The sequence below is a fragment of the Streptomyces sp. NRRL F-6492 genome (genome assembly GCF_001280125.1).
Taxonomy (GTDB): Bacteria; Actinomycetota; Actinomycetes; order Streptomycetales; family Streptomycetaceae; genus Streptomyces.
This window is the reverse complement of record NZ_LGEG01000194.1, coordinates 1-242: the sequence shown is the minus strand read 5'-3', so window position 1 is coordinate 242 and position 242 is coordinate 1. Positions and strand designations below refer to the sequence as shown.

General features: G+C 67.8%; 1 pseudogene. It reads right to left on the bottom strand.

Going from position 1 to position 242, the window contains the following annotated elements:
* Positions 1-242 (bottom strand): annotated as a pseudogene (locus ADL08_RS38760) (RHS repeat-associated core domain-containing protein); the annotation flags it as partial.

Here is a 242-nt window from a genome sequence, read left to right as displayed (position 1 = left end):
GTGGAACGTGGTGTCGGCGAGCGCGGTGCGTTCGGTGTTGTCGGTACCCGCGTGGGTCAGGGCCCGGGTGGTGCCGACAGTGGTGATCGACTTGAGCTGACCGTGGTCGGTCCAGGTCTCACCGGTGCGGGCGGTGCCGTTGACGGGTGCGGCGGCGGTTTCGTTGCCGGCCTTGTCGTAGGACCAGCCGGTGGTCGTGCCGTTGCTGGAGACGAGCTGGGAGGCGTCGTTGTAGACGTAGT